Raw genomic sequence first — 21,785 nt, 5'->3', positions numbered from 1 at the left:
GGCTGACCGCGCCCGGGCCACCCGGCGCGGCAGCCACGCTCACGCGGCCTCGGCCGCTTCCCCGCCCGCCGCCGCGCGCTGCTGCTGCAGCGCCCACATCTGCGCATACAACCCGTCCGCGCGCACGAGTTCGTCGTGCGTGCCGCGCTCGACGATCCGCCCGTGGTCCATCACGAGAATCTGCTGCGCGTGCACGACCGTCGACAGCCGGTGCGCGATCACGAGCGTCGTGCGATGCCGCGCGATCTGGTCGAGCTCGTGCTGGATCGCGCGCTCCGAGTGCGAATCGAGCGCCGACGTCGCCTCGTCGAACAGCAGCACCGGCGGATCCTTCAGCAGCGTGCGCGCGATCGCGACGCGCTGCTTCTCGCCGCCCGACAGTTTCAGCCCGCGCTCGCCGACCGGCGTGTCATAGCCCTTCGGCAAGGTCTCGATGAAGTCGTGGATGTGCGCGGCGCGCGCGGCCGCGATCACTTCGTCGCGGCTCGCGGTCGGCCGGCCGTACGCGATGTTGTAGTAGATCGAGTCGTTGAACAGCACGGTGTCCTGCGGCACGATCCCGATCGACGCGCGCAGCGAGTCCTGCGTGACGTCGCGAATGTCCTGGCCGTCGATCCGGATCGCGCCGCCCGCCTGCCGGTCGAGATCGTAGAAGCGGAACAGCAGCCGCGACAGCGTCGACTTGCCGGACCCGCTGTGGCCGACCACCGCGGTCGTCGTGCCCGCGTCGATCGTAAACGTCACGTCGTGCAGGATCTGCCGCGACGCTTCGTACGAGAAGTTCACGTGCTCGAAGCGCACCTGCGCGCCGCCCACCGCAAGCGGCCTCGCGTCGGGCGCATCCGCGACTTCCTTCGCGGCCGACAGCAACCCGAACATCCGGTCCATGTCGGTGAGGCTCTGCTTCAGCTCGCGATACACGACGCCGAGAAAATTCAGCGGAATGTAGAGCTGCAGCATGAACGTGTTGATCAGCACGAGATCGCCGAGCGTCAGCTTGCCGGCCAGCACGCCCTGCGTCGCGCGCCACAGGATGAACACGAGCCCGGTGCCGATGATCGCCTGCTGGCCGAAGTTCAGCACCGACAACGAGTTCTGCGAACGGATCGCGGCCTTGCGGTAACGCTTCAGGTTCTCGTCGTAGCGCTGCGCCTCCCACTCCTCGTTGCCGAAGTACTTCACCGTCTCGTAGTTGATCAGCGAATCGATCGCCCGCGAGTTCGCGCGCGAATCGAGCTCGTTCATCGTGCGGCGAAAGTGCGTGCGCCAGTTGGTGACCTTCACGGTGAACACGATGTACGTGACCAGCGCCGCGAACGTCACGTACGCGTAATACGCCTCGTACTTGACCACGAAGAAGCCGAGCACGAGCCCGACCTCGACGAGCGTCGGCAGGATGCTGTACAGCGAATAGGAAATCAGTTGCTGGATGCCGCGCGTGCCGCGCTCGATGTCGCGCGACATGCCGCCCGTCTGGCGTTCGAGATGGAAGCGCAGCGACAGCCCGTGCAGATGCCGGAACACCTGCAGCGCGAGCTGGCGCACCGCGCTCTCGGTGACCTTCGAGAACAGGATCTCGCGCAGCTCGGTGAACAGCGACGTCGACAGCCGCACGAGCGCATAGGCGATGACCAGCAAACCGACGCCGCCCGCGAGCACGATGCCGGCCGACTGCTCCGCGCGGCCGAGCGCGGTGAGCTGCTGCACGGCGGACAGGTGATCGACGATGCGCTTCATCACGACCGGCACGCCGAGGTTCGCGACCTTCGCGCCGATCAGGCAGCCGAGCGCGAGCGCGACGCGCCATTTGTAGGTAGCGAGGTACGGCAGCAGCGACCGGATGGTCTGCCAGTCGTTGCGGGGCCCGGTCGGAGCCGGCGCGGGCTCGCCGGAAGCGGAATATCGGCGCATGGGGATCAGGATCGGCGGCGGTGCCGCACGCGTGCCGCGGCGGCCGACTCGCCCGCTTTCTCGTACAATTTGCGAACGTTGTATTGTCGCAGAAGCCGCTACGCGCCGCTGCCGGCGCCCTCGCCGGCCGGCCTGCGCGCGGCGGCGCATTTATTACAGGATGAAAGCCTCCGCCATGACCGATTCGACCCTCGAACTCCCGCAAAAGCAGCCCGCGCTGCGCGTCGTCCCGCAACCGCACGACGCGAACGTCCACGGCGACGTGTTCGGCGGCTGGATCATGTCGCAGGTCGACATCGCCGGCTCGATCCCCGCGAGCCAGCGCGCGAACGGCCGCGTCGCGACGGTCGCGGTCAATTCGTTCGTATTCAAGCAGCCGGTGTTCGTCGGCGACCTGCTGAGCTTCTACGCGACCATCATGCGCACCGGCAACACGTCGATCACGGTCGACGTCGAGGTGTACGCGCAGCGCATGCGCCTGATGGGCGAAATCGTGAAGGTCACCGAAGCGACTCTCACCTACGTCGCGACCGGCCCCGACCGCAAGCCGCGTCAGCTGCCGCCGCTGTAACGACGCATGCGCGCCGCGCGGCGGCGCCGCATCCGGCCCGTCAGTGCGTGGCCGTCAGCCCGAACTCCCGCATCGCGGGCACGAAGTCGTGATTGAGCTTCGGCTTGCGCGACAGCTTCACCAGCACGTAGCGCTGGAACGGCGCGAGCCGCTGCCACTGCGCGAGCGCGGGCGCCGGCAGCCCGGCCAGCGCGCTCTGCTGCACGAGCGCGTCCGGCACCGAGTCGGTCGCGCGCCAGCTCGGCTGCTCGTCCGGCTGAAACCACGACGGTTCGAGGTCGGCATGCGTGCGCAGCATTTCGAACAGCGCGTGATCGAAATTGGGCTCGATCGCGGTGTCGTCGTCGGCCGGAAAGCGCGCGAGCAGCTTGCGGTCCTCGAGCGGCAGCAGTTGCCACTGCTCCAGCGAAATCCGCAGACCGAAACGGTCGAGATTGAAACGCACGATCATCGGGATGTAAGTGAGGTTTTCCGACGAATCGTGTTCGAAATTGAATAGCAGCGGAGCGTCGCTGAGTCCCATGGTCGTTACCTGAGTGGCGGATGCCGGCGCGGCCGGCCTGCCTGAGGTATTTTAGAACCTCTGCGCGCGAGCGGCGGACCCGATCGCCGCCGCCCCTGCCTCGAATCAACGGGAGTGCTCGTGAATCCGACCGAAACAGAAGAGCCGCGCGGCGCGATCGAGCTGTCCGTGCGCCGCACGCGCGGCGGCGCCGTCGAAACCGCGCACGACTACGTCGGCCAGGAATGGCCGGTCGCGCTGGTCTTCAACGGCATCTCGCACGCGGTGATGATGTGCACGCCGCGCGACCTCGAGGCGTTCGCGGTCGGCTTCGCGATCTCGGAAGGGATCGTCGAGCGCGGCAGCGACATCAAGGACATCGACGTGATCCTGCACGCCGACGCGCCGCTGCCGCACGCGGAGGTGCATCTGGAAGTCGTCCAGCAGGCGTTCGCCGCGCTGAAGGACCGGCGCCGCGCGCTCGCGGGGCGTACCGGCTGCGGCGTGTGCGGGATCGAAAGCATCGACCTGCTCGACCTCGCGCCCGAACGGGTACCCGACACCGGTTTTCTCACGCGCCTCGCGCCCGACGCGCTCGCGCGCGCGGCCCACGGGCTGCCGGCGCACCAGGCGCTCACGCAGCTCACCGGCGGCCTGCATGCGGCCGCGTGGTGCGACGCAACAGGCGCGATCCGAATGGCGTTCGAGGACGTCGGCCGCCACAACGCGCTCGACAAGCTGATCGGCGCGCTCGTGCTGGCGCGCGCCGACGCGACCGACGGCTTCGTGTTCCTGTCGAGCCGCGCGAGCTACGAGCTCGTGCGCAAGTCGGCGCGGGTCGGCATTCCGATGGTCGCGACGATCTCCGCGCCGTCGTCGCTCGCGATCGAGATCGCGAAGGCGGCCGGCCTGCGGCTCGTCAGCTTCTGCCGCGAAACCGGCCACGTCGATTACGGCACCGCCTGAGCGGTCGCAGCGGGCGCGTTGCCCGCAGCTTCGGGAACCGCCCCCTGCCGCGCGCCCGCCGCGGCCGGCGCGCGCAGCTCGGGTGCCGCCTCGCTCGTCACGTTTCCGCGATAGTCGGTCCAGAGCTTGCGGTCGGTGTCATAGAGCTTGCAGCGGCGGGCCGTGTCGAAGTACCAGCGCCAGCCGAAGCGCTGCACGACGATCCGCCCGGGCAGCATGTCCTCCAGCTTCGCCTGCGCCGGCTTGAGCCGGTACAGCGGCACGCTCATGTCGACGTGATGCGCCGTGTGCTCCATGATGTGGTGCAGCAGGCCGCCGATACCGAACGGAAACGTCAGGTGCAGCGTGGTCGACACGAACGGTGCGGCATTGGACCATTCGGCGCGGTTCGCGTGCCATGCGATGCGCGGGTCGGTATGGTGGACATACACGACGAAGCCGATCATCGAGCACCAGAACAGGAACGGCACGAGCACGCCGGTCGCGAGCAGCAGCGCGACGGATTGCTGCGTCTCGATCGCCACTCCGACGACGGCGGCGATCCACACGGCCGCGAAGCCCGTCACCAGCAGGCAGTCGCGCCGGAATACCGGCCGCGACGCACCGATATAGCCCCGGGTCGGGAAATACATCCGCAGCCACCAGATCTCGACGAGATAGTAGAGGCCCGGCGCCCATCCGCTCCGGTAGATGCGATCCAGCCACCGCCGCGCCGGCGACAGCGCGGCGAATTCCGCCGGCGTATGCGGCGCCCACACGAAATCGAAGCCCTTCAGGTTCGTATAGCCGTGATGCACGACGTTGTGCCCGACTTCCCACAGGCTGTAAGGCGTCAGCGACGGCAGGAAGGCGATGCGGCCGAGCCAGCGGTTCAGCCGGCGGTCGGGCGTCAGGCTCTGATGGCACGCATCGTGCCCGATGATGAACAGTCGCCCGGTGATGAACCCGGCGGCCATCCCGCAGGCGATCTTGCCGACCGTCGACGGAATCAGCAGCGCGCCGGCGAACGCCGCGAACAGCAACAGGTAGTCGAGCACGAGCAGCAGGATCGGGCGCACGATCTCGCGCGTGGCGAACGGCACGAGCCATGCGCGGATGACCTTGCGGTGCGGGATCGGCTCGTCGGCGCGAACCGGTGTCTGGGAATCGTTGTTGACCATGATGCAGAAAGGCATGCGATTCGCACGCCCGAAAGAAAAGGAGCCGTGCGGCACGCACGGCGCAGCGGGACGGGACGAAACGCGCCCCGGGCCGGTTATCGCGACATCATGTTCATGCTGACGTTGTGCATCACCCACAGCGTCCCGACGATCAGGATCAGCGCGGTCAGCACCGTATAGCTGAACGCCATCACGTTCCAGCGCTGGCTGGACGACGCGTTCATGTGCAGGAAGCAGACGAGATGCACGACGATCTGCACGAATGCGAGCCCCGCGAGCGCGATGATCGCCGCCTTCGGCGCCAGCATGCCGCCCATCACGAGGCCGAACGACGCGGCCGTCAGCAGCACCGACAGCACGAAACCGACGAGGTAGCCGCCGGCCGTGCCGTGCGCGTCATCGTGGTGGATGAGTTCCGAATGGGCCATTTAGATCACGCTCGCGAGATAGACGAAGGAGAACACGCAGATCCAGACGATGTCGAGGAAGTGCCAGAAGAGGCTCAGGCAGGTGAGGCGCCGGACGTCGCGCTCCGTCATGCCGGGGCCGCGGGCGATCTGCACGACGAGCACGACCATCCACAAGAGGCCGACCGCCACGTGCAGCCCGTGCGTGCCGACGAGCGCGAAGAACGCCGACAGGAATGCGCTGCGCTGCGGGCCCGCACCCTGGGCGATCAGGTGCGAGAACTCGCGCAGTTCCATCGCGAGGAACGCGGCGCCCAGCACGAACGTCACCGCGAGCCACACGAACACCGCGCCGCGCCGGCGCCGCTGTGCGCCGAGCATCGCGAACCCGTACGTGATGCTCGACAGCAGCAGCGCCGCCGTCTCGAGCGCGACGCCCGGAATGTCGAACAGGTCCTTCGCGGTCGGACCGCCGGCGAACTGGTTGCCGAGCACCGCGAACGTCGCGAACAGCGACGCGAAGATCACGCAGTCGGTCATCAGGTACAGCCAGAAGCCGAACACCGAATGCGACGGCGGATGGTGGTGCGCGCCCGGATGACGGGCGGCGCCCGCGAGAGATTGATACGACATCAGTTCGTCTCCAGTTCGACTTCCGGCGCCGGCGTGCCGATCCGCACACCCGCGCGTTGTTCCTCGATCTTGCGGACGGTATCCGCCGGAATGTAATAGCCGTCGTTGTCCTGTGCGCTGTACAGCACCACCGTCGCGACGATGCCGACGAGCGCGGCGATCGCGAGCCACCAGATGTGCCAGACGAGCGCGAAGCCGAGCAGCAGGCTGAAGATGCCGACGAAGAAGCCCGCGCTCGTGTTCGACGGCATGTGGATGTCTTCGTACCTGACGTTCTTGCCGAGGCCGAGCCCGAGGCCCTTCGCCTTGCGATACGCGAGTTCGTCGAGTTCGTGCACGTTCGGGAGCACCGCGAAGTTGTAGACGGCAGGCGGCGACGACGTCGCCCATTCGAGCGTGCGGCCGTTCCACGGGTCGCCCGTCGCGTCGCGATACTGCGGCTGGTTGCGATTGCGCCAGCCGACCCACACCGATGCGACCTGGCACAGTACGCCGATCGCGATCAGCGCGACGCCGAACGCGGCGGCGACCAGCCACGGATGCCATGCCGGGTTGTCGTAGTGGTTCAGGCGGCGCGTCATGCCCATGAAGCCGAGCACGTACAGCGGCACGAACGACGCGTAGAAGCCGAGGAACCAGCACCAGAACGCGCGCTTGCCGAACTTCTCGTCGAGCCGGAAGCCGAACACCTTCGGGAACCAGTAGTGAACGCCCGCGAAGTAGCCGAACACGACGCCGCCGATGATCGCGTTGTGGAAGTGCGCGATCAGGAACAGGCTGTTGTGCAGCACGAAATCCGCGCCCGGAATCGCCATCATCACGCCGGTCATCCCGCCGAGCGTGAACGTGACCATGAAACCGATCGTCCACAGCACCGGCGCCGTGAATTCGATGCGGCCGCGATACATCGTGAACAGCCAGTTGAAGATCTTCACGCCGGTCGGGATCGCGATGACCATCGTCATGATCCCGAAAAACGCGTTGACGTCGGCCCCCGAGCCCATCGTGAAGAAGTGATGCAGCCACACGAGGAACGCGAGCACCATGATCACGCACGATGCATAGACCATCGTCCGGTAGCCGAACAGCGGCTTCTTCGCGAACGTCGCGATGACTTCCGAATAGATGCCGAACGCGGGCAGCACGAGGATGTACACCTCCGGATGCCCCCACGCCCAGATCAGGTTCAGGTACAGCATCGCGTTGCCGCCGGCTTCGTTGGTGAAGAAATGCATGTCGAGGTAGCGATCGAGGCCGAGCAGCGCGAGCGCGACGGTCAGGATCGGGAACGTCGCCATGATCAGCACGTTCGAGCAGAGCGCGGTCCACGTGAACACCGGCATCTTCATCAGCGTCATGCCCGGCGCGCGCATCTTGATGATCGTCACGAAGAAGTTGATCGACGTGATCAGCGTCCCGACGCCCGAGATCTGCAGCGCCCACAGGTAGTAGTCGACCCCGACGCCCGGGCTGAACTGCAGCTCCGACAGCGGCGGATACGCGAGCCAGCCCGTCTGCGCGAATTCGCCGATCACGAGCGAAACGTTCATCAGGATCGCGGCGACCGCCGTCATCCAGAAGGAGAGCGAGTTCAGGAACGGGAACGCGACGTCGCGCGCGCCGATCTGCAGCGGCACGATCAGGTTGAAGAACGCGACCAGCAGCGCCATCGCCATGAAGAAGATCATGATCACGCCGTGCGCGGTGAAGACCTGGTCGTAGTGATGCGGCGGCAGGTAGCCGGGGCCGTTGTACGCGAGCGCGAGCTGCAGGCGCATCATCACGGCGTCCGCGAAGCCGCGCAGCAGCATCAGCACCGCGACGACCAGGTACATCACGCCGATCTTCTTGTGATCGACGGACGTCAGCCATTCGCTCCACAGCCATTTCCACCGGCCCGCGACCGTCAGCGCGGCGACGATGCCCAGCACGACGAGCCCCATGAAGGCGCTCGCCCCCATGATGATGGGCTGATCGAACGGGATCGCCGAAAGAGTCAGTTTTCCGAACATGCGTTACCCCTTCGTCGTGCAGGCGGCGTCCTTCGGGTCGAGGACGTGGCCGTTGTTGTATTTCGCGATGATGTTGTGGAACAGCTTCGGGTCGACCGACGAGAAATAGCGCACGGGCGCCTTCTCGCCCGGCTGCGCGACCGTGGCGTACGCGGTCATGTCGAGCCGGTCGGACGACGCCTTCACCTTCCGCACCCACGCATCGAACTGCTCGCGCGGCTCGGCGAGCGTGCGGAACTTCATGTCGGAGAAGCCGCGGCCGCTGTAGTTGGCGGACACGCCTGCGTAGTCGCCCGCCTCGTCGGCGATCAGGTGCAGGCGCGTCTGCATGCCGGCCATCGCATAGACCTGGCTGCCAAGCTGCGGGATGAAGAACGAGTTCATCACCGAGTCGGACGTGATGCGGAAATTCACCGGCGTGCCGACCGGAATCGCGAGCTGGTTCACCGACGCGATGCCGAGTTCCGGATAGATGAACAGCCACTTCCAGTCGAGCGCGACGACCTCGACATTGATCGGCTTGACCGACGATTCGATCGGCTTGTACGGGTCGAGCTCGTGCGTGGTTTTCCACGTGAGCACGCCGAGGAACAGGATGATCAGCGTCGGCACCGTCCAGATCACGACCTCGATCGCGGTCGAATGCGACCAGTTCGGCGCGTAGGCGGCGTTGCGGTTCGATGCGCGGTAGCGCCATGCGAACCACAGCGTGAGCAGGATCACCGGAATGACGACGATCAGCATCGCCCACGTCGCTGTCGCGATCAGCGATTTTTCCGCGACGCCCACCGCGCCCTTCGGATCGAGCACGTGAAGGTCGCTGCATCCGGCGAGTCCCGCCAGCAGCCCGATGACGGGTGCCGCACGCGCCCCGCCGGTGATTCGTCCGATCATTGTTCGTTCGCCTGATTGTCGTTGAGAAGAACCGCTGGCCGCACGCCGCCATCGCGCGACGCATCCGGCCGCGGCGACCTGTGCGCGAACTGTACGGAAAATTGCCGCAGTGCAACTTGACGGGGGACAAGGTTTGCCGAGGTGAGTCGGAACTGCCCCGGGGGGTGGGCGCTGAGGCTGAGGCTGAGGCTGAGGCTGAGGCTGAGGCTGAGGCTGAGGCTGAGGCTGGGGCTGAGGGCTGGCGATGGCCTGCGGCAAAACGGTCACCGGGCCTTCCCTCAAGCGTCGCGGATAGCAGGCACTAACGGGACGGAAAGCATGACGGCGCTGCGCCGCAACATGAGGGGCGCCGGCGCGAATTGCGAGGCTGTCTCGGCGGCGGAACTGCAGCGGATGCGGGGAACGAGGAACACCACGCGAATGCATGGCGATTCAGAATCGAGCCGACCCGCCGATTGATGCGTCGGCCACGAGGACCAAACGCACGCCACGCGACGAGCGACGAGCGGCGCACAGACGCAAGCGTTGTCGCGCCAGACGGCCAAGGCGTCCGGCGCAGCGAAGCGTCTGCGCCCCGTATCAGTCGAACTGACGGAAATCCGGCTTGCGCTTCTCGAAGAACGCCGTCATCGCCTCGCGCGCTTCCGGCGCACGCAGCATCGCGGAGAAATGGCCGGCTTCCTCGCTCATCCGCGCGGCCACGGCCACCCCGCCCGTCTCCTTCAGCAGCGCCTTCGTCACGCGCAGCGACGACGCCGGCAGTGCCGCGAGCTTCGCGGCCTGCTTCGCCGCGAATGCGTCGAGTTCGGCGGCCGGCAGCACGCGATTGACGATGCCGATGCGATGCGCTTCCAGCGCGTCGAACGCTTCTCCGAGCAGCAGCTTTTCAGCGGCGACCTGATGGCCGGCCAGCCGCGGCAGCAGCACGCTCGATGCGGCTTCCGGGCACAGCCCGAGCTGCGCGAACGGCAGCGAGAACGTCGCGGTGTCGGCCGCGTAGACGAGATCGCAGTGCAGCAGCATCGTCACGCCGACGCCGACCGCGACGCCCGGCACCGCGGCCACGATCGGCTTGGTCGCGCCGCTGATCCGCGCGAGGAACTGGAATACCGAAGCGTTCTCGTCCTTCGGCGGCGTCTTCAGGAAATCCTCGAGATCGTTCCCCGCGCTGAAGTTGCCGTCGCTGCCGCGCAGCAGGATCACGCGGATCGCCTTGTCTTCCTGCGCGTCGGCGAGCGCATCGGCCATCGTCTGGTACATCGCCGCCGTCAGCGCGTTCTTCTTCGCCGGGCGCGCGATCGTGATCGTCAGCACGCCGTCGGCGCGTTCCACTTGAATTTCGGCCACAACCGTCTCCTTTGACTTTCCTCTTCCGGAATGAAAAACGGTGCGCAAGCTCGTGGCTCGCGCACCGTGATCGCTACTGTCCCGCTCCGCTTACAGGCGTTCGATGATGCCCGCCGCACCCATGCCGGTGCCGACGCACATCGTGACCATCCCGTACTTCAGGTTGCGGCGGCGCAGGCCGTGCACGACGGTCGCCGCGCGGATCGCGCCGGTCGCGCCGAGCGGATGGCCGAGCGCGATCGCGCCGCCAACCGGGTTGACCTTCGACGGGTCGAGGCCGAGATCGCGGATCACCGCCAGCGACTGCGCGGCGAATGCCTCGTTCAGCTCGATCCAGTCGAGATCGTCCTGCTTCAAGCCGGCAGCCTTCAGCGCGGCCGGAATCGCTTCCTTCGGCCCGATGCCCATGATTTCCGGCGGCACGCCGCGCACCGCGAAGCTCACGAAGCGCGCGAGCGGCGTCAGGTTGAATTCCTTGAGCACCTTCTCCGACACGACGAGCAGCGCGCCCGCGCCGTCCGACGTCTGCGAGCTGTTGCCGGCCGTGACCGAGCCCTTGTTCGCGAACACCGTGCGCAGCTTCGCGAGGCCTTCGAGCGTCGTATCCGCGCGCGGACCTTCGTCCAGCTTGATCTCGCGCATCTTCACGTCGATTTCACCGGTCGCGAGGTTCGGGAAACGCTCGGTGATCGTGTACGCGGCGATTTCGTCGCCGAACTCGCCGGCCTGCTGCGCGGCGAGCGCCTTGCGGTGCGATTCGACCGAGAATGCGTCCTGGTCTTCGCGGCTCACCTTCCACTGCTCGGCGACGCGCTCGGCGGTCAGGCCCATCCCGTACGCAATGCCGAAATCCTCGCTGCGATCGAAGATATGCGGCGACATCGACGGCTTGTTGCCCATCATCGGCACCATGCTCATCGATTCGCAGCCGCCCGCGAAGATCGCGTCCGATTCGCCGACGCGGATGCGGTCCGCCGCCATCGCCAGCGCCGTGATGCCCGACGCGCAGAAGCGGTTGACCGTCACGCCGCCGACCGTCTGCGGCAGGCCGGCGAGCAGCGCGCCCATGCGGGCGACGTTCAGGCCCTGCTCGGCTTCCGGGATCGCGCAGCCGATGATCGCGTCCTCGATCACTTTCGTGTCGAGGCCGGGCACCTGCGCGACTGCCGACTTGATCGCGTGAACCAGCAGCTCGTCGGGGCGCGTGTTCTTGAAGACACCGCGCGGGGCCTTGCCGATCGGGGTGCGGCTGGCGGCGACGATGTATGCGTCTTGCAGTTGTTTGCTCATTTCAGACTCCTTGTCGTCTGCTCGCTCAGTTACGCACCGGCTTGCCGGTCTGCAACATGCCCATGATCCGTTCCTGCGTCTTCTGCGTGCCGAGCAGCTCGACGAACGCGCGGCGCTCGAGCGCGAGCAGCCACTCTTCGTCGACGAGGCTGCCGGCTTCGACGTCGCCGCCGCACACGGCTTCGGCGATGCGGCTCGCGATCAGGTAGTCGTGGTCGCTGATGAAGCGGCCGTCACGCATGTTGACGAGCGATGCCTTGATCGTCGCGATCGCCGAGCGGCCTGCGACCGGCACGTCCTTCGCGCGCAGCGGCGCGCGGTAGCCGACGGCGGCCAGCGCACGCGCTTCCTTCTTCGCGGCGTCGAGCAGTTCGAACACGTTGAAGACGATCGTGTCGGACGGCTTCAGGTAGCCCATCGCACGCGCATCGTGCGCCGACGACGACACCTTCGCCATCGCCGCGTTCTCGAACGACTTCGTGACGAACTTCAGGATGTCGGTGGTCGCGTTCGCGGCCGTGGCCGCCTCCGCCGCGCGCAGCGCCGCTTCCTTCAGGCCGCCGCCCGCGGGCACGAGGCCGACGCCCACTTCGACGAGACCGATGTAGCTCTCGACGTGCACGACGCGCTTCGCGCTGTGCAGCATCAGCTCGCAGCCGCCGCCGAGCGCGATGCCCGATACGGCCGCGACGACCGGCACGTTCGCGTACTTCACGCGCAGCATGCCTTCCTGGAACTTCTTCACGAACGGCTCGATACCCTTCGCGCCGCCCATCATGAACGCGGGCATCGCCTCTTCGAGGTTCGCGCCGGCCGAGAACGGGCCGCCCGGCGTGCCGAGCTTCAGCGACGTCGGCTGCCAGATCACCACGCCCTTGTAATCCTTCTCCGCGAGTTCGATCGCCTGCACGAGGCCGTCGATCACGCTCGGTCCGATCGTGTTCATCTTCGACTTGAACGACACGATCACGACGTCGTCCTCGCCTGCGCGATCATCGACCCATGCGCGCACCGCGTCGGTTTCGAACAGCGTCTTGCCGTACGTCTTCGGATCGGCGCCGGCTTCGCCGACGAGCGGCGCGCGGAACACCTGCTTGCCGTAGACGGCCAGGTCCGAGCGCGGCACGAAGCGCTTCGACGCCGGCGCCCACGAGCCTTCGGCCGTGTGCACGCCGCCCTTCTCTGCAACCGCGCCTTCGAGCACCCACGACGGCAGCGGCACGTTCGCGAGCGCCTTGCCGGCCGCGATGTCTTCCTGCACCCACTCGGCGACCTGCTTCCAGCCGGCGGCCTGCCAGCCTTCGAACGGGCCTTCGTTCCAGCCGAAGCCCCAGCGGATCGCGAGGTCGACGTCGCGCGCGTTGTCGGCGATCGACTCGAGATGCACGCCGATGTAGTGGAACACGTCGCGGAAGATCGACCACAGGAACTGCGCATGCGGATGGTCCGTCTCGCGCAGCAGCTTCAGGCGTTCCGCCGGCGGGCGCTTCAGGATGCGGCCGACGGTTTCGTCCGCCTTCGCGCCCGAATCCACGTAGGTGCCCGTCTTCGCGTCGAGCACCTTGATCGCCTTGCCTTCCTTCTTGTAGAAGCCGCCGCCCGTCTTCTGGCCGAGCGCGCCCTGCTTCACCAGTTCGGCGAGCACGGCGGGCGTCTGGTAGACCGGGAAAAACGGATCGTCGGCGAGGTTGTCCTGCATCGTCTTGATCACGTGCGCCATCGTGTCGAGGCCGACCACGTCCGCGGTGCGGAACGTCGCCGACTTCGCGCGGCCGAGGCGGCTGCCCGTCAGGTCGTCGACCTCGTCGAAACGCAGGCCGAACTTCGCGGCCTCGGTGATCACCGCGAGGATCGAGAAGATGCCGACGCGGTTCGCGATGAAGTTCGGCGTGTCCTTCGCGCGCACGACGCCCTTGCCGACGATGCTCGTCAGGAAAGTTTCGAGCTGGTCGAGGATCTCCGGACGCGTATGCGCGGTCGGGATCAGCTCGACGAGGTGCATGTAGCGCGGCGGGTTGAAGAAGTGCACGCCGCAGAAGCGCGACTTCAGCTCGTCCGAGAATCCTTCGGACAGCTTGGTGATCGACAGGCCCGACGTGTTGGTCGCGAAGATCGCGTTCGGTGCGATGTGCGGCGCGACCTTCTTGTACAGGTCGTGCTTCCAGTCCATCCGCTCGGCGATCGCTTCGATCACGACGTCGCACTCGGCGAGTTTCGCGATGTCGTCCTCGTAGTTCGCGGCTTCGAGGTATTTCGCGTCGTCCTTCACGCCGAACGGCGCGGGTGACAGCTTCTTCAGGTTCTCGATCGCCTTCAGCGCGATCGCGTTTTTCGGGCCTTCCTTGGCCGGCAGGTCGAACAGCAGCACCGGCACGCGCGCGTTGACGAGGTGCGCGGCGATCTGCGCGCCCATCACGCCGGCGCCCAGCACGGCGACCTTGCGAATCAGGAAATTGCTCACGGGATGTCTCCGGATAGTGTCGTGCAGCGGGGGTTGTGAGGGCTGCACGGCGAAGTGAGTACCAGGAACCGTTGCGTTCGGGCGGTGCGCGGCGCGCACCGCCCGGACTCGCGTCAGAACAGCGATTCGTCGACTTCCATCAGCGTCTTCGAACCGGCGCGCGCGGCGCGGATCGTCGCGGCCGTTTCGGGCAGCAGACGCGCGAAATAGAAGCGGGCCGTCGCGAGCTTCGACTTGTAGAACGGGTCGCCCGACGCTTCCTTGTCGAGCGCGAGACGCGCCATGCGCGCCCAGAAGTACGAGAACACCAGGTGGCCGACGGTGCGCAGGTACGGCACGGCGGCGGCGCCGACTTCGTCCGGGTTCTGCATCGCCTTCATGCCGATTTCCATCGTCAGCTTCTGCACCTTGTCGCCGATGTCGGCGAGCGGGTTGATGAACTCGGCCATCTCCGGCTTCACGCCTTCGGCTTCCGCGAATTCGGTGACGAGCTTGCCGAACTTCTTCAGCTTCGCGCCCATGTCGCCGAGCACCTTGCGGCCCAGCAGGTCGAGCGACTGGATCGAGTTCGTGCCTTCGTAGATCATGTTGATCCGCGCGTCGCGCACGTACTGCTCCATGCCCCACTCGGAGATGAAGCCGTGGCCGCCGTAGATCTGCATCGCGTGGTTGGTCGACTCGAACGCGTTGTCGGTCAGGAACGCCTTGATGATCGGCGTGAGCAGCGCGACGAGGTCGGCCGCTTCCTTGCGCACCGCTTCGTCACCGTGCGACAGCTCCTTGTCGATCTGCAGCGCGGACCAGTACGTGAACGCGCGCGCGCCTTCCGCGTAGGCCTTCTGCGTGAGCAGCATGCGGCGCACGTCCGGGTGCACGATGATCGGATCGGCCGGCTTGTCCGGTGCCTTCGGGCCCGTCAGCGAGCGCATCTGCAGGCGTTCCTTCGCGTACGTCAGCGAGTTCTGGTACGCGACTTCCGTGAGGCCCAGGCCCTGCATGCCGACGCCCAGACGCGCGGCGTTCATCATCACGAACATCGCGTTCAAGCCCTTGTTCGGCTCGCCGACCATCCAGCCCTTCGCGTTGTCGAGGTTCATCACGCACGTCGAGTTGCCGTGGATGCCCATCTTGTGTTCGATCGAGCCGCACTTGATGCCGTTGCGCTCGCCCGGCTCGCCCGCGGCGTCCGGAATGAACTTCGGCACGATGAACAGCGAGATCCCCTTCGTGCCTTGCGGCGCGTCCGGCAGGCGCGCGAGCACGAGATGGACGATGTTCTTCGACATGTCGTGCTCGCCGCTCGAGATAAAGATCTTCGTGCCGCTGATCGAGTACGAGCCGTCGCCGTTCGGTTCGGCCTTGGTGCGCAGGATGCCGAGGTCGGTGCCGCAGTGCGGCTCGGTCAGGCACATCGTGCCCGTCCATTCGCCCGACACGAGCTTCGGCAGATACTGTTTCTGGAGTTCCGGTGCGCCGTGCGCGTGCAGGCATTCGTACGCGCCGTGCGACAGGCCCGGATACATCGTCCATGCCTGGTTCGCCGAGTTCAGCATTTCGTAGAGCGCGTTGTTCACGAACGCGGGCAGGCCCTGGCCGCCGTAGTCCGGATCGCAGCCGAGCGCCGGCCAGCCGGCCTCGACGTACTGCCGATACGCTTCCTTGAAGCCGGTCGGGGTCTTCACGACGCCGTCGCCTTCATACGTGCAGCCTTCGCGGTCGCCGACCTGGTTCAGCGGGAACAGTACCTCGGAGCAGAACTTGCCCGCCTCCTCGAGGACCTGGTTGATCGTGTCGGCGTCGAGGTCCGCATGCCGCGGCATTTGCTTGACCTCGGCCTCGACATTCAGAAGCTCGTGCAACACGAATTGCATGTCGCGCAGCGGCGCGGCGTACTGTCCCATGACTCTCTCCAAAGGTGGGCAAACGGCTCGAGCTCCTGGCGGGCGGATCACGCGCCGCTAACGGCTCTCGCTCTGATACGAAACGATCGTCTTTTCCAGCGCGGCCCACGTGAGGCGCACGGCATCCGGCGAATGCAGGAATCGTGCGTCGTGATGCAGGCCGAGCGTGAAGCTGTACAGCTCGAAGAGCATCAGGTCCGGATCGGTATCCGCACGCAGATGGCCTTCTTCCTTCGCCTGCGAAATGGCACGCAGCATCGCGGCACGCCAGGCCGTCACGCTCGCGATCAACTGCTCGCGTACCGGGCTGTCAGGCCGGTCGTCGTACTCGACCGCACCGCTGATGTAGATGCATCCGGTCGTCACCTCCTGGATGCGCTTCTCCGTCCAGCGGGCCAGCATCGCCCGAAGGCGCGGCAAGCCTCGCGGCTCGCGCAGGCTCGGAAAGAACACCTCGTTCTCGAAACGATGGTGATACTCGCGGACGACCTCGACCTGCAGGTCCTCGCGCGATCCGAAGTGCGCGAACACACCGCTCTTGCTCATCTGCATGCGCTCGGCCAGCAGGCCGATCGTCAGCCCCTCCAGCCCGTCACGGCTGGCGAGGTCCAAAGCAGCTTCGAGTATCGCGGCACGCGTCTGTTCGCCTTTTCGCATAGCTATTTCTGTAACCGTTCGGGGGTTCGAATAAAATCGAACGGCCGTACTATTATTGAGTGCGGCCGCTCGCGAAAACAAGGAAATTATTAGAAACCGGTGTCTAACCGAGCCGCTATTTTGCGCGATTCCGGAGGACCGGAGCGGCTTTTCCGCACGAACGTGCGGACAGATTGATGAAGCGGATGCTGAATCCGTGTCAGTCGTAACCGCCGACCGTCAGCGCCTTCATCACGAGGCGGTACGTGTTGTATGCGAGCCAGTTCAGCATACGCTCGATGCGCGGCCGTGCGGCGTACCGGGCGGCATCGATTTCGCGGCCTTCGGAGAAGGCGGCCGCGATCGCGTCGCGCAGCTGGTTCGTGACCGCATCGTAGCGCACCAGCACGACGTTCGCCTCATTGTTCAGCATCAGGCTCAGCGCGTCCAGGTTCGACGAGCCGACGGTCGCCCAGTTGTCGTCGATCACGGCCACCTTGCCGTGCAGCATCGTCTTGTCGTATTCCGCCACGCGCACGCCCGCGCGCAGCAGCGCGTGATACAGGAACGGCACGGCCGTATCGAGCGCCGCGAATTCCTTGCGGCCGATCAGGATCCGCACGTCGACGCCGCGACGTGCCGCGCCGGTCAGCGCGCGGCGCAGCTTGCGGCCCGGCATGAAGTACGGATTCGCGAGCAGGATCCGCTGGCGCGCCTGGCCGATTGCGGCGAGATACGCCTTCTCGATCGCGCGGCGGTTCACGACGTTGTCGCGCGCGACGAACGCGACGCTCGGCTCGGTCACGACCCGCAGCGCACCGGCCTTGATCCAGCGGTGGCTGCGCATCCAGCGCCGGAACATGTCAGGAAACGCCTCGCCGCCGTGCAGCCCCGCCGCGTACTGCGCGTACGGCTTGTGGCCGAACTGGATCCGGTGCCACTGCAGCTCGAACGCGGCGCGCACGTCCGATACCGCCGGCCCCGCCATCTCGACCGCGAAATCCCAGCGCGGAAACGGCAGCGTCGCGCTGCCGTGCGTGAAGTCGTCGACGATGTTGATGCCGCCGCAGAACGCGACCGCATGATCGATCACCGCGAGCTTGCGGTGCGTGCGCGAGAAGCCGAAGCGGCCGAACAGGTAGCGGTTGTAGATGCAATGCTCGACGCCGGCCTCGGCCCACGTGTCGAACAGCGGCAGGCGCGCGGTGCCGATGCCGTCGGTGATCACGCGCACGCGCACGCCGCGCTGCGCCGCGCGGATCAGCGCATCCGACACCGGCCGGCCGGCCGCATCGTCGCAGAAGATGTAGGTTTCGAGCATCACCTGCTCGCGCGCCGCATCGATCCGTTCGATCAGCGCGAGGAAGAATTCGTTGCCGGTCTCGCAGAGCCGTACCGTGTTGCCGGCCGTGAACGCGAGCCGCGACGCGGAGCCGCGCTCCTGCAGGAACATCTGCCGCAATTGCGCGAAGCGCTTGCGGGTTTCCGCATTCATGCGGACGAGCCGTGCGGTGCCCGCGCGAGCGACACGCGCACGGGCAATTGCAGGATCGCCTCGGCATTCGACGGCGAGAAGCAGCGCGCGGCCGCTTCGCGGAACGGCAGCCACGCGTAGTCGACGTGCTCGCGCGGCGACAGCGTCACGTCGACGCGGTGCGGCACGCACAGGCCGAACCAGTGCTCGACGTTGCGCGTGACGCCCGGCGCATAGCGATGCAGGTATTGCGGATAGATCGCGTATTCGATCCGGTGGTGCCAGTCGACCAGCGCGGTGGCCGGCACGTCGTGCGACCCGACCGCGATGCCGGTTTCCTCGGCGACTTCGCGTGCGGCCGTGAGCGCGAGCGGCTCGTCGGGCGCGTCCTTCGACCCGGTCACCGATTGCCAGAAATCGGGCTGGTCGGCACGCTTGATCACCAGCACGTCGAGTTCGGGCGTGTAGATCACGACGAGAACGGATTCGGGGATTTTCGGCGGCTTCGTCATCTTGGTTTCATGCGGCACAGGGCCGTGCGTCGGGCCTGTGCCCGAACGTGCGGCAAGTGCTGCGACTGTACCGCAAAAAGCGAAAAAGGCGCACCAGGCGCCTTCTTCGTTGGGCGTCGTGCGCGCGTCGCCGCGCACACGATCGTTGACAAGCGTTACGCCTTCGGCTGTTCCGGCTGACGCAGACGGATGTGCAGTTCGCGCAGCTGACGCTCGTCGACCGGGCTCGGCGCCTGCGTGAGCAGATCCTGCGCACGCTGCGTCTTCGGGAACGCGATCACGTCGCGGATCGAGTCGGCACCGGCCATCATCGTGACGATGCGGTCGAGACCGAACGCGATACCGCCGTGCGGCGGCGCGCCGTACTGCAGCGCGTCGAGCAGGAAGCCGAACTTCAGTTGCGCTTCCTCCGCGCCGATCTTCAGCGCGCGGAACACCTTGCTCTGCACTTCCTCGCGGTGGATACGCACCGAGCCGCCGCCGATTTCCCAGCCGTTCAGCACCATGTCGTAGGCCTTCGCGAGGCAACGGCCCGGGTCGGTCTCGAGGTACTCGAGGTGTTCGTCCTTCGGGCTGGTGAACGGGTGGTGTGCCGCGACGTAGCGCGCGTCTTCGTCGTCGTATTCGAACATCGGGAAGTCGACGACCCACAGCGGCTTCCAGCCGGCCTGGACGAGACCGTTCGCCTTGCCGAATTCCGAATGGCCGATCTTCAGGCGCAGCGCGCCGAGGCTGTCGTTGACGACCTTCGCGCGGTCGGCCGCGAAGAAGATGATGTCGCCGTCTTCAGCGCCGGTGCGCTCGAGGATCGCCGCGATCGAGGCGTCGTGCAGGTTCTTGACGATCGGGCTTTGCAGGCCGTCGCGGCCCTTCGCCTTTTCGTTGACCTTGATCCACGCGAGGCCCTTCGCGCCGTAGATGCGCACGAATTCCGTGTAGCCGTCGATGTCGCCGCGCGACAGCTCGCCGCCCTTCGGCACGCGCAGCGCCGCGACACGGCCGTCCTTCGCGTTGGCCGGCGTGCTGAACACCTTGAAGTCGACGTCCTTCATCGCGTCGGTCAGCTCGGTGAATTCGAGCTGCACGCGCAGGTCCGGCTTGTCCGAGCCGAAACGCGCCATCGCTTCCGAGTACGGCATCACCGGGAATTTCGCGTCGAGTTCGACGTCGATCGTCGTCTTGAAGATGTGACGGATCATGTCTTCGAACAGGTCACGGATTTCCTGCTCGCCGAGGAACGACGTTTCGCAGTCGATCTGCGTGAATTCCGGCTGACGATCGGCGCGGAGGTCTTCGTCGCGGAAGCACTTGGTGATCTGGTAGTAACGGTCGAAGTTCGCGACCATCAGCAGCTGCTTGAACAGCTGCGGCGACTGCGGCAGCGCGAAGAACTGGCCCGCGTTCACGCGCGACGGCACGAGGTAGTCACGCGCGCCTTCCGGCGTGCTCTTCGTCAGCATCGGCGTTTCGATGTCGATGAAGCCCTGCTCGTCGAGGTACTTGCGCGCTTCGATCGCGACACGGTAGCGCAGGCGCAGGTTGTGCTGCATCTGCGGACGGCGCAGGTCGAGCACGCGGTGCGTGAGCCGCGTCGTTTCCGACAGGTTGTCGTCGTCGAGCTGGAACGGCGGCGTGACCGACGCGTTCAGCACGATCAGCTCATGACACAGCACTTCGATCTTGCCGCTCTTCAGGCCGGCGTTGACCGTGCCTTCCGGACGGTTGCGCACGAGACCCTTGATCTGCACGCAGAACTCGTTGCGCACGCCTTCGGCGGTCGCGAACATTTCCGCGCGATCGGGGTCGCACACCACCTGCACGAGGCCTTCACGATCGCGCAGGTCGATGAAGATCACACCGCCGTGATCGCGGCGGCGCTGCACCCAGCCGCACAGCGACACGGTTTGGCCCAGCAGGTGTTCGGTCACGAGACCGCAGTATTCAGTACGCATCGACATGATGTTTGCTTTCGTTCGGTTTGATCAACGGGCGCCGCAACGCGCGGCCCGGGCGATGATTCTTTACTTACAGCGGCGGCTCGACGGGACGGCGGGCGGGCGCCGGAGCCGGCGCCGAAGGCGCCACGACGCCCATCGAGACGATGTACTTGAGCGCGGCATCGACCGACATGTCGAGTTCGATGACTTCGCTCTTCGGCAGCATCAGGAAGAAGCCCGACGTCGGGTTCGGCGTCGTGGGCACGTACACGCTCACGTACTCTTCCGTCAGATGATTGACCACGTCGCCGCCGGGCGCGCCGGTCAGAAACGCGATCGTATACGAGCCGCGGCGCGGGTATTCGATCAGGAGCGCCTTGCGGAACGCATTGCCGCTGCTCGACAGCAGCGTGTCCGACACCTGCTTGACGCTCGTGTAGATCGGCCCGACGACCGGGATGTGACGCACGACCGCGTTCCACCACGTGACGAGCTTCTGGCCGATGAAGTTCTGCGTCGCCAGCCCGACGACGAAGATGAACGCGAGCGTCAGCACCGCGCCGATCCCCGGCAGATGGAAGCCGAGCATCCGCTCCGGCTGCCACGATTCGGGCAGGAGCAGCAGCGTCTGATCCATCGTACCGATGATGAGGCCGAGCACCCACAGCGTGATCGCGAGCGGGACGAGAACCAGCAGGCCGGTCAGAAACACCGTTTTCAGGGTCGTCTTTTTCATCATCTGCCGTCAATGAACCGCGCCGGAAGCGCGGGTTGGTCGCGACCCGGCCGGGCCGCGACGGTCAACTGCCGGCGGCGGGCGCTGCGGCCGGGGCCGGCGCGGCGCTCGTCGTCGTACTTTCGGAACCCGACGCAGCGGGCGCGGCTGCCGCCGGCGCCGCGGCGGCCGGCGCTGCCGTGCCCGTGTCGCCGGACGCCGTCGCCGGCGCGCTGGTGCCGCCCGAGCCACCGCGGAAATCGGTGACATACCAGCCCGAGCCCTTCAGCTGGAAGCCGGCGGCGGTAACCTGCTTGCGAAAAGCATCCTTCCCGCATTCGGGGCACTGCGACAGCGGCGCGTCGCTCATCTTCTGGAGCACGTCCTTCGCGAAACCGCACGCTTCGCATCGATAGGCGTAGATCGGCATGATATTTTTCCCGCAGAAACTGGAAA

Annotated in this window: 19 protein-coding genes; 2 read left to right on the top strand and 17 right to left on the bottom strand. The window is 66.4% G+C overall.

Going from position 1 to position 21,785, the window contains the following annotated elements:
* Positions 1-39: 39 nt before the first annotated feature.
* A complete protein-coding gene (locus tag DIE16_RS10165; protein WP_124892239.1) occupies positions 40-1,911 on the bottom strand; it encodes an ABC transporter ATP-binding protein/permease in 1,872 nt (623 codons plus the stop codon).
* Positions 1,912-2,086: 175 nt separating this feature from the next.
* Here DIE16_RS10165 and DIE16_RS10155 point away from each other — a divergent pair, with 175 nt between their 5' ends.
* A complete protein-coding gene (locus DIE16_RS10155; RefSeq protein ID WP_027789162.1) occupies positions 2,087-2,482 on the top strand; it encodes an acyl-CoA thioesterase in 396 nt (131 codons plus the stop codon).
* A gap of 40 nt (positions 2,483-2,522) precedes the next feature.
* Here DIE16_RS10155 and DIE16_RS10150 read toward each other — a convergent pair whose 3' ends face one another.
* The gene (locus DIE16_RS10150) at positions 2,523-3,005 is read right to left on the bottom strand and encodes a nitrate reductase associated protein (RefSeq protein ID WP_044846821.1); all 483 of its coding nucleotides are present in this window, start codon (positions 3,003-3,005) and stop codon (positions 2,523-2,525) included.
* 114 nt (positions 3,006-3,119) lie between these two features.
* Here DIE16_RS10150 and fdhD point away from each other — a divergent pair, with 114 nt between their 5' ends.
* Positions 3,120-3,950, top strand: coding sequence for a formate dehydrogenase accessory sulfurtransferase FdhD (gene fdhD, locus DIE16_RS10145; protein ID WP_124488613.1), 831 nt, complete (start codon positions 3,120-3,122; stop codon positions 3,948-3,950).
* Here fdhD and DIE16_RS10140 read toward each other — a convergent pair.
* The 15 genes from DIE16_RS10140 to DIE16_RS10065 form a co-directional block, all read right to left on the bottom strand.
* Positions 3,935-5,110, bottom strand: coding sequence for a fatty acid desaturase (locus DIE16_RS10140; RefSeq protein WP_124892276.1), 1,176 nt, complete (start codon positions 5,108-5,110; stop codon positions 3,935-3,937). The genes fdhD and DIE16_RS10140 overlap by 16 nt on opposite strands.
* Before the next feature lie 95 nt (positions 5,111-5,205).
* A complete protein-coding gene (gene cyoD, locus DIE16_RS10135) occupies positions 5,206-5,538 on the bottom strand; it encodes a cytochrome o ubiquinol oxidase subunit IV (protein WP_124488612.1) in 333 nt (110 codons plus the stop codon).
* Complete coding sequence (cyoC, locus tag DIE16_RS10130) at positions 5,539-6,150, bottom strand: cytochrome o ubiquinol oxidase subunit III (protein WP_124892238.1); 612 nt, start codon at positions 6,148-6,150, stop codon at positions 5,539-5,541.
* The gene (gene cyoB, locus DIE16_RS10125) at positions 6,150-8,162 is read right to left on the bottom strand and encodes a cytochrome o ubiquinol oxidase subunit I (RefSeq protein ID WP_124488610.1); all 2,013 of its coding nucleotides are present in this window, start codon (positions 8,160-8,162) and stop codon (positions 6,150-6,152) included. The genes cyoC and cyoB overlap by 1 nt, the downstream gene beginning before the upstream one ends.
* Positions 8,163-8,165: 3 nt before the next feature.
* On the bottom strand, positions 8,166-9,056 hold the full coding sequence (gene cyoA, locus DIE16_RS10120) for a ubiquinol oxidase subunit II (protein ID WP_124892237.1): 891 nt from the start codon (positions 9,054-9,056) through the stop codon (positions 8,166-8,168).
* 579 nt (positions 9,057-9,635) lie between these two features.
* Complete coding sequence (locus DIE16_RS10110; protein WP_044846827.1) at positions 9,636-10,403, bottom strand: enoyl-CoA hydratase; 768 nt, start codon at positions 10,401-10,403, stop codon at positions 9,636-9,638.
* Positions 10,404-10,493: 90 nt separating this feature from the next.
* Positions 10,494-11,693 carry an acetyl-CoA C-acyltransferase gene (locus DIE16_RS10105; protein WP_124488608.1) on the bottom strand — a complete coding sequence of 400 codons (1,200 nt, stop codon included), beginning with the start codon at positions 11,691-11,693 and terminating at the stop codon, positions 10,494-10,496.
* A 25-nt stretch (positions 11,694-11,718) separates the two neighbouring features.
* Entirely contained in the window at positions 11,719-14,154 is a 2,436-nt protein-coding gene (locus DIE16_RS10100; protein WP_124570711.1) for a 3-hydroxyacyl-CoA dehydrogenase/enoyl-CoA hydratase family protein, read from the bottom strand.
* Between the two features lie 113 nt (positions 14,155-14,267).
* Positions 14,268-16,055 carry an acyl-CoA dehydrogenase C-terminal domain-containing protein gene (locus DIE16_RS10095; protein ID WP_044846830.1) on the bottom strand — a complete coding sequence of 596 codons (1,788 nt, stop codon included), beginning with the start codon at positions 16,053-16,055 and terminating at the stop codon, positions 14,268-14,270.
* 57 nt (positions 16,056-16,112) lie between these two features.
* Positions 16,113-16,712, bottom strand: coding sequence for a TetR/AcrR family transcriptional regulator (locus tag DIE16_RS10090; protein ID WP_006751498.1), 600 nt, complete (start codon positions 16,710-16,712; stop codon positions 16,113-16,115).
* A 199-nt stretch (positions 16,713-16,911) separates the two neighbouring features.
* Complete coding sequence (gene clsB, locus DIE16_RS10085; RefSeq protein WP_124892235.1) at positions 16,912-18,186, bottom strand: cardiolipin synthase ClsB; 1,275 nt, start codon at positions 18,184-18,186, stop codon at positions 16,912-16,914.
* A complete protein-coding gene (gene nudB / locus DIE16_RS10080) occupies positions 18,183-18,677 on the bottom strand; it encodes a dihydroneopterin triphosphate diphosphatase (protein ID WP_044846843.1) in 495 nt (164 codons plus the stop codon). The genes clsB and nudB overlap by 4 nt, the downstream gene beginning before the upstream one ends.
* Before the next feature lie 155 nt (positions 18,678-18,832).
* Positions 18,833-20,635: an aspartate--tRNA ligase gene (aspS, locus tag DIE16_RS10075; RefSeq protein ID WP_044846832.1), complete on the bottom strand. Its 1,803-nt coding sequence runs from the start codon at positions 20,633-20,635 to the stop codon at positions 18,833-18,835.
* 67 nt (positions 20,636-20,702) lie between these two features.
* Positions 20,703-21,353 (bottom strand): DUF502 domain-containing protein, encoded by a 651-nt coding sequence (locus DIE16_RS10070; protein WP_027785397.1) that lies wholly within the window; start codon positions 21,351-21,353, stop codon positions 20,703-20,705.
* A 61-nt stretch (positions 21,354-21,414) separates the two neighbouring features.
* Positions 21,415-21,759 (bottom strand): FmdB family zinc ribbon protein, encoded by a 345-nt coding sequence (locus DIE16_RS10065; RefSeq protein ID WP_044846833.1) that lies wholly within the window; start codon positions 21,757-21,759, stop codon positions 21,415-21,417.
* Between the last annotated feature and the right edge of the window lie 26 nt (positions 21,760-21,785).

The sequence above is a fragment of the Burkholderia sp. Bp9090 genome (assembly GCF_003857985.1).
In the GTDB taxonomy this organism is placed as follows: Bacteria; Pseudomonadota; Gammaproteobacteria; order Burkholderiales; family Burkholderiaceae; genus Burkholderia.
Note: the sequence above shows the minus strand (reverse complement) of the source record. Positions and strands in the feature narration are given on the sequence as shown.